This window comes from Actinocorallia populi (assembly GCF_002995495.1).
GTDB lineage: Bacteria > Actinomycetota > Actinomycetes > Streptosporangiales > Streptosporangiaceae > Actinocorallia > Actinocorallia populi.
In genome coordinates this window covers 1-2,358 of the sequence record NZ_PVZV01000021.1, presented here as the reverse complement: position 1 = coordinate 2,358, position 2,358 = coordinate 1, and the positions used below count along the sequence as shown (strand labels likewise).

The window sequence follows — 2,358 nt, the reverse complement described above, 5'->3', positions numbered from 1 at the left end:
CATCGTCTACGCGACGCTGCTGATCCCGACCAACATCCTCTTCGAGGCGGCGCTGTCCTTCCTGGGCGTCGGCGTCAACCCGCCCACCCCCTCCTGGGGCGGGATGCTGACCCTGGCGGTGCCGACGTACCAGAACACGCCGTTCTTCATGATCATCCCAGGTATGGCGATCTTCATCACCGTCCTGGCCTTCAACCTGCTCGGGGACGGGCTGCGCGACGCGCTCGACCCCCGGGCCAGATGAACCCCCCACGGGTTCGCGTTTCCCCTGCCAGTTCCCAGAGAGGTGCGCTCAGCACATGAAGAAGATCAAGATCGGGGCGTCCCTCGCGGTGGGCGCGGTGCTCGCCGCCGGACTCACCGCCTGCGGCGGCGACTCCGAATCGGGTACCTCGGGTTCCGCGGTCAAGGCGGACGCGGCCAACACCGCTGTCGTCAACGCCTCGGACAAGAAGGGCGGCAACCTTCGTTACGCCATGTCGAGCGACTGGGACTCGCCCGACCCCGGCGACACGTACTACGCCTTCTCCTGGAACTTCGCCCGCAACTACGCCCGCGCGCTGACGACCTTCAAGAACTCGCCGGGCAACGACAACCTCGAGGTCGTCCCGGACCTCGCCGAGTCGCTGGGCACCCCCTCGGACGGCGGCAAGACCTGGACCTACAAGATCCGCAAGGGCGTCAAGTTCGACGACGGCACCGAGGTCACCTCCAAGGACGTCAAGTACGCCGTCGAGCGCTCCAACTTCACCTCTGAGCTCCAGCTCGGCCCCAAGTACTTCAAGCAGTACCTGGTGGACAACCCCGGCGGTTACAAGGGCCCCTACAAGGACAAGTCCGAAGAGGGCCTGAAGTCCATCGAGACCCCGGACGACCACACCATCGTCTTCCACCTGAACACGCCGTTCTCGGAGTTCGACTACCTGGGCACCATGCCGCAGACCGCCCCGGTCCCGCGCGCCAAGGACACCGGCGTGAACTACAAGAAGGAGATCGTCTCCTCCGGCCCGTACAAGGTCGACTCCTACGTCCCGGGCAAGGAGATGAAGCTCTCCCGCAACGAGCACTGGGACCCCGCGACGGACCCGCTGCGCAAGGCGCTGCCCGACACCATCTCCGTCGCGCTCAACCAGAACCAGGACGACATCGACAACCGCCTGATGTCCGGCGCGCTCGACGTGGACCTGGCCGGCGCCGGCCTGGCCACCGCCGCCCAGCCCAAGGTCCTGGGCAACAACGCCGAGAAGCAGAACACCGACGTCGCCACCAGCAACTCGCTGACCTACATGACGATCAGCACCAAGGTCGCGCCGTTCGACAACGCCGCCTGCCGCAGGGCCGTGCAGTACGCCGTCGACAAGGTCTCGGTGCAGACCGGCCTGGGCGGCCCCCTGGCGGGCGGCGAGATCGCCACCACCGTCCTGCCGCCGTCGGTGACCGGCTACCAGAAGTACGACCTGTACCCGTCGGCGAACAACGCCGGCGACCAGGCCAAGGCCAAGGAGCAGCTGGCCGAGTGCGGGCAGCCCAACGGCTTCAGCACCACGCTGACCGCCCGCGCCGACCGGCCCAAGGAGATGGCCGCCGCCCAGGCGATCCAGCAGGGCCTGGCCAAGGTCGGCATCAAGGTCGAGATCAAGAGCTACCCGTCGGGTGACTACTTCACCAAGTACGCCGGCGCTCCCTCGTTCGTGAAGTCCAACAAGGTCGGCCTGTCCATGATGAAGTGGGGCGCCGACTGGCCGTCCGGCTTCGGCTTCCTCCAGCAGATCGTCGACAGCCGCTCCATCAAGCCCGCCGGCAACACCAACCTGTCGGAGACCGACATCAAGGCCGTCGACGACCTGTTCGACGCCTCGACGAAGGAGAACGACACCGCCAAGCGCAACGCGATGTACGGCCAGGTCGACAAGACCGTCATGGAGAGCGGCGACATCGTCCCGCTGACCTACTCCAACCAGCTGCTGTACCGCCCCGAGAGCATCACCAACGTGTTCGTCTCGGCCGCTTACAGCGGTATGTACGACTACCTCAACCTGGGCGTGAAGTAGTCCACGTCCGCTCGGTTCGTCTGATCACCGCAGAAGGCAGGTGAAGGCCGAGAGGTGAGCGCGGTCCCCGACCGGGGCCGCGCTCACCGGGCCGTTCCAAGTGTTCGCATTCATCGTCAGGCGCCTCTTCGGCGCGGTCGCCATGCTGGTGATCGTCAGCATGGTCACCTTCGGCATCTTCTTCCTGCTGCCGAAACTGGCCGGGCAGACCACCGACCAGCTCGCCGCTTCCTACGCGGGCAAGGCCCCGACGCAGGAGGCGATCACCGACATCAAGGAGCGGCTGGGTCTGGACGATCCGATCGCC

General features: G+C 66.2%; 2 protein-coding genes and 1 pseudogene. All 3 read left to right on the top strand.

The window, feature by feature from the left end; translation table 11 throughout:
* Positions 1–244: ABC transporter permease subunit (locus tag C2865_RS38985; RefSeq protein WP_332873414.1), on the top strand; the 244-nt coding region annotated here is incomplete at its 5' end.
* A gap of 55 nt (positions 245–299) precedes the next feature.
* Entirely contained in the window at positions 300–2,051 is a 1,752-nt protein-coding gene (locus C2865_RS38980) for an ABC transporter substrate-binding protein (RefSeq protein WP_106403813.1), read from the top strand.
* A 100-nt stretch (positions 2,052–2,151) separates the two neighbouring features.
* A pseudogene (locus C2865_RS38975) lies at positions 2,152–2,358 on the top strand (ABC transporter permease); the annotation flags it as partial.